Source organism: Pseudomonas sp. GM80 (assembly GCF_000282515.1).
Classification (GTDB): domain Bacteria; phylum Pseudomonadota; class Gammaproteobacteria; order Pseudomonadales; family Pseudomonadaceae; genus Aquipseudomonas.
Window position 1 is genome coordinate 1 of the sequence record NZ_AKJD01000217.1, and the last position, 4,934, is coordinate 4,934.

Genomic DNA, 4,934 nt, shown 5'->3' on the forward strand with positions numbered 1-4,934 from the left:
GCCGAAGGCTGCGATCTTTCAGGTTGTTACAACACCAAGTGCGGCAGCCACAGGGAAATGGCGGGAATGTAGGTGACCAGCATCAACACCAGAAACAGCACTGCGTAAAACGGCAGCAGCGCCTTCACTGTGCTCTCGATACTGACCTTGCCCACCGCCGAACCGACAAACAGCACCGCGCCCACCGGCGGCGTTATCAGCCCGATCCCCAGGTTGACCAGCATGATCATGCCGAACTGCACCGGATCGACACCGATGCCGAGAATCACCGGCATCAGGATCGGCGTGAGGATCAGGATCAGCGGCGCCATGTCCATCACCGTGCCGAGCAACAGCAGCATGACGTTGATGCACATCAGGATCACGTAGCGGTTGTCCGACAGGGTCAGGAACAGCGTGGTGATTTTCGCCGGGATCTGCATCAGGGTCATGATGTAGCCGAAGCTCGCGGCGAAACCGATCAGGATCATCACGATCGAAATCGTCCGCACCGTGCGGTGCATCAGCTTCGGCAGTTCGCTCCACTTGTAGTCGCGGTAGATGAACATGGTCACGAAGAACGCCCAGAGCACGGCAATCGCTGCCGACTCGGTCGCGGTAAAGATCCCCGAGAGAATCCCGCCGAGGATGATTACCATCGCCATCAGCCCCCACAGCGCTTCGCCGCAGATTTTCAGGGCTTCACGCAGCGGAATCACTTCGCCTTTCGGGTAGTCGCGTTTGCGCGCGAAGATCAGGCACAGCACCATCAGGCACGCGCTCATCAACAGGCCCGGAACCACGCCGGCCATGAACAGCGAGGCGATGGACACGGTGCCGCCGGCTGCCAACGAATAGAGCACCGAGTTGTGGCTCGGCGGTGTCAGCAAGGCTTGCACCGAACCGCTGACGGTCACTGCTGTGGAGAAATCGCGCGGATAGCCTTTGCGCTCCATCTCCGGGATCAGCACCGAACCCACCGACGCGGTGTCGGCCACCGACGAGCCGGAGATCGCACCGAAAAACGTCGAGGCCATGATGTTGACCAGCGACAGGCCGCCACGCACGAAACCCACCAGCACGCCGGCAAACGCCACCAGCCGCCGCGACATGCCGCCCTCGGCCATGATCGCCCCGGCCAGCACGAAGAACGGAATCGCCAGCAGCGAGAATTTGTTCACCCCGCCCGCGACCTGAATCATCAAGGCCTGAAACGGAATGTCGATCCACCACGCGCCAATCAGCGCCGACAGCCCGAGGGCGTAGGCGACCGGCATGCCCATCAGGATCAAAGCGATAAAACTGCCCAGCAGAATCAATGCGTCCATCAGGCAGCCCCTTCGCTTTCTTCAACCAGATCGAACCGCACAACCCGACGGTTGCTCTGGTCGCCAAACAACAGTTTTTCCAGAACGAACACCAGCGTCAGCGCGCCACCCACCGGGATCGGCATGTAGGTGATGCCAACGCGCAAGGTTGGCAGGGCGCTCATGAACTGGTTCCAGGTCGAGGCGCACAGCTTGGCGCCCCAAATGGTCATGAACAGGCAGATCGTCGCCATCAATAGCTGCGAAACGATGCTCATGGTTCGGCGCAGGTTCGGTGGCAAACGGTCGGTGACCATCGCCACGGCCATGTGTGCACCGGCGCGATAACTGGCGGCGGCGCCGAGGAAGGTGAAGACCATCATCAGCAGGATCGCGGTCGGCTCCGGCCAGCTCGAACCGGTGCCGAGGGCGTAACGGGCGAACACGCCCCAGGGAATGATCAGGGCGATGGCCAGTACGGACAGGCCGGCGATCCAGATACAGGTCATGTAGAGAACATCGTTGAGGCGCAGCAGCGAATTCTTCATCGGGTTCCACCGTAACCGGGCAGCCGCTAACGTCGGTTGACGCCAGCGCTGCCGGGCCTTTCATTGAGGGCTGGGAGGGTTACTGCACCGCTTCGATACGCTTGATCAGATCGGCGTAAGGCGCGCCGTATTTCTCGCGAACCGAGGCGGTGGCCTCGTAGAAGGGTTTCTTGTCGACGGTGATGAATTCGACGCCGGCAGCCTTGAGTTTTTCTTCGCTGCTGGCGGATTTCGCATCCCACAGCGCGCGCTCTTCAAGTTGCGCAGCCTTGGCGGCTTTCTTCACCAGGGTCTGCTGGTCGGGGGTGAGTTTTTCCCAGGTGATTTTCGACATCACGATCGGCTCGGGCAGGATCAAGTGCCCGGTCAGGCTGTAGAACTTGGCGTTCTGGAAGTGGTTGTGTTCAAGCAGGGTTGGCGGGTTGTTTTCCGCGCCGTCGATGACGCCGGTTTGCAAGGCGCTGAAGATTTCACCGGTGTCCATCGCAATGCCGTTACCGCCCATGGCGTTGATGGTTTCGATGAACATCGGGTTGCCCTGCACGCGGATTTTCATGCCCTTGAGGTCTTCGAGTTTGCGCACCGGTTTCTTGGTGTAGATGTTGCGCGTACCGCCGTCCATCCAGGCCAGGGCCACCAGACCGAATTCGGAATTGGTGATGCGGTCGAGAATCGCATCGCCGACTTCGCCATCGATGACCGCGCGCATGTGTGCCTGGTCGCGGAAGATGAATGGCATGTTGAACACGTTCACATCTGGCACCACCGGGCCGACGATGCCGAGGCTGACACGGGTCATCTGGATCGCGCCGACCTGCGCCTGTTCGATGACTTCTTTTTCCGAGCCGAGCACACCGCCCGGGAAGTACTTGAAGGTGAGGTCGCCGTTGGTTTCCTTGGTCAGGGCTTTGCCCATGCTTTCTTCAGCAACCACGGTCGGATAACCGGCGGGGTGAATGTCGGCGAACTTGATTTCCAGCGCCTGGGCGGCGTTGGCGAGGGAGAAGGCGAGCGGTAAAGCGACGGCGAGCAAGGTGCGTTTGAAGTACATGGGGGTCAGTCTCCAGTCTTGTTATTTTTCTGTTCAAGGCGCAGCGGTGCAGGTGTTACAGGGAATCGTCAAACACGGGTTCGTGAAGGCCTTTGACCCCGGGGTTGAGGGCGAATACGCCGCCGGCCAGGGATTGCGGATCGTGGTCATCGCCGGGGCGAATCGAGGTGACGAAAAGGGTGTCCATCCGGCTGCCGCCGAAGGCACACATGGTCGGTTTTTTCACTGGCACGGCCAGCGAGAAGTCGAGCCGGCCATCCGGCGCGAAACGGTGGATGAGGCCGGCGTCGTTGGCGCAGATCCAGTAGAAACCTTCAGCGTCCACGGCGGCGCCATCGGGCCGGCCGGGGAAGTGGTTCATGTCGACGAAGATGCGGCGGTTCGACGGTGTGCCGGTATCGGTGTCGTAATCGAACGCCCAGATCAATTGCACGTCGGGATGCGAATCGGACAGGTACAGGGTTTTGCCGTCCGGGCTAAAGCCGAGGCCGTTGGGCACAATGAAGCCGTCGAGTTGCGCTGCAATCACGCCAGACTGCCCGGCACCGTAGCGATAGAGCCGACCTTCGGGCGCGTTCAGACCCATGTTCAACACCATGCTGCCGGCCCAGAAACGGCCCTGACGATCGCAGCGACCATCGTTGAGGCGCATGTCTTTGCGGCCGTGCTCGACGCTGGCGAGTCGCTCACTGTCGAGGCTGCCGTCGCTGTGCGGCTGTAGATGAAAGAAGCCACTTTCCATGCCGGCGACCCAGCCGCCACGGCTGTGGCGAGCGATGCAGGCGAGCATCTCCGGGGTTTTCCAGGCGTGGACATGGCCGCTGTCGGCGCTCCAGCGTTGCAACCCGCCGTTGGCAATATCGACCCAGTACAGCGCGTTTTCCTGCGGCACCCACACCGGGCTTTCGCCCACGGCATTGCGGGCATCGACGATCAGTTCGGCTTGCATACTCATTCCTTTGTGTCGTTTCGCAGCGATCAGTCGCCGAACGGGCCCGCAGCGACAAACGCGCCGCCCTGATAGATCCGCGCCGGATCATCGGCGGCGGGCAGCGGCTGCGCCTCGACCTTTTCGCGGAACACTTCGGAACTGTCCTTCGCTTCAAAACCGAGGTGGCTGGCGAAGCGGTTATCCCACCACACGTCCTTGTTGTCGGACATGCCATAGACCACGGTGTGGCCGACGTTGGGCGTGTACAGCGAGTGTTCGAGCAATTGCGTGAGGTCGTCGAAGCTCAGCCAGGTGTGCATCATTCGACGGTTTTGCGGCTCGGGGAACGAGGAGCCGATGCGAATGCTGACGGTCTCGATGCCGTAGCGATCGAAGTAGAAACTGGCCATGTCTTCGCCGTAGGACTTCGACAAGCCGTAGTAGCCGTCAGGGCGCCGGGCGGAGCTGGCGTCGAGCGGCTCGTCCTGTTTGTAGAAACCGATGACGTGATTGGAGCTGGCGAAGATCACCCGCTTCACGCCATGCCGACGCGCCGCTTCATAGATGTGGAAGACGCCGCAGATGTTGGCGCCGAGGATTTCTTCGAACGGCCGCTCAACAGAGACGCCGCCGAAATGCAGAATCGCGTCGACGCCTTCGACCAGTTGATGCACGGCGTGTTTGTCGGCCAGGTCGCAGAGGACGATTTCTTCACGGTCATCGATGGCCGGGGTGAGGGCGGCAATGTCGGAAAGACGCAGGACATTGGCATAAGGGCGCAGGCGTTCGCGCAGAACTTTGCCCAGGCCACCGGCCGCGCCGGTCAGCAGCAGACGGTTGAACGGGGCGCGGGGAACAGAGGTAGACGTCATGGCAATCCCTTACACGTTTGTTATTAGGTTTGTTGTAGGTTGTCGTATGACTGCGCTGAAGTATCGGTAGGATTTCCGGAACTTGTCAACGCGACTTTCGGTGTAAATGACGGAAGGCCAATTGATTTTCCTTCAGCACAATTCCCTCCTTGCAATGCGGTTCCCCTGTGGGAGCGAGCCTGTTTGCGAAAGCGGTGTTTCGATCAACATCAATGTTGAATCTGCCGCCGCCATCGCTGGCAAGCC

Annotated in this window: 5 protein-coding genes; all 5 read right to left on the bottom strand. The window is 60.6% G+C overall.

Annotation, left to right across the window (positions count from 1 at the left end; all coding sequences use genetic code 11):
* Positions 1-26: 26 nt before the first annotated feature.
* The 5 genes from PMI37_RS26990 to PMI37_RS27010 all read right to left on the bottom strand — a co-directional run bounded on the left by PMI37_RS26990 (position 27) and on the right by PMI37_RS27010 (position 4,688).
* Positions 27-1,307: a TRAP transporter large permease gene (locus PMI37_RS26990; RefSeq protein ID WP_008087212.1), complete on the bottom strand. Its 1,281-nt coding sequence runs from the start codon at positions 1,305-1,307 to the stop codon at positions 27-29.
* On the bottom strand, positions 1,307-1,834 hold the full coding sequence (locus PMI37_RS26995) for a TRAP transporter small permease (RefSeq protein ID WP_008087213.1): 528 nt from the start codon (positions 1,832-1,834) through the stop codon (positions 1,307-1,309). The genes PMI37_RS26990 and PMI37_RS26995 overlap by 1 nt, the downstream gene beginning before the upstream one ends.
* A 79-nt stretch (positions 1,835-1,913) precedes the next feature.
* Positions 1,914-2,885: a TRAP transporter substrate-binding protein gene (locus PMI37_RS27000; protein ID WP_008087215.1), complete on the bottom strand. Its 972-nt coding sequence runs from the start codon at positions 2,883-2,885 to the stop codon at positions 1,914-1,916.
* A gap of 55 nt (positions 2,886-2,940) precedes the next feature.
* Positions 2,941-3,834 carry an SMP-30/gluconolactonase/LRE family protein gene (locus PMI37_RS27005; RefSeq protein WP_008087217.1) on the bottom strand — a complete coding sequence of 298 codons (894 nt, stop codon included), beginning with the start codon at positions 3,832-3,834 and terminating at the stop codon, positions 2,941-2,943.
* Positions 3,835-3,863: 29 nt separating this feature from the next.
* Positions 3,864-4,688: an NAD-dependent epimerase/dehydratase family protein gene (locus PMI37_RS27010; protein ID WP_008087221.1), complete on the bottom strand. Its 825-nt coding sequence runs from the start codon at positions 4,686-4,688 to the stop codon at positions 3,864-3,866.
* Positions 4,689-4,934: the final 246 nt, after the last annotated feature.

Excerpts from the sequence above, each read along its gene's own strand:
- PMI37_RS27000 (WP_008087215.1), bottom strand. The coding sequence starts at position 2,885 with ATGTACTTCAAACGCACCTTGCTCGCCGTCGCTTTACCGCTCGCCTTC.
- PMI37_RS27010 (WP_008087221.1), bottom strand. The coding sequence starts at position 4,688 with ATGACGTCTACCTCTGTTCCCCGCGCCCCGTTCAACCGTCTGCTGCTG.
- PMI37_RS26995 (WP_008087213.1), bottom strand. The coding sequence starts at position 1,834 with ATGAAGAATTCGCTGCTGCGCCTCAACGATGTTCTCTACATGACCTGT.
- PMI37_RS26990 (WP_008087212.1), bottom strand. The coding sequence starts at position 1,307 with ATGGACGCATTGATTCTGCTGGGCAGTTTTATCGCTTTGATCCTGATG.
- PMI37_RS27005 (WP_008087217.1), bottom strand. The coding sequence starts at position 3,834 with ATGCAAGCCGAACTGATCGTCGATGCCCGCAATGCCGTGGGCGAAAGC.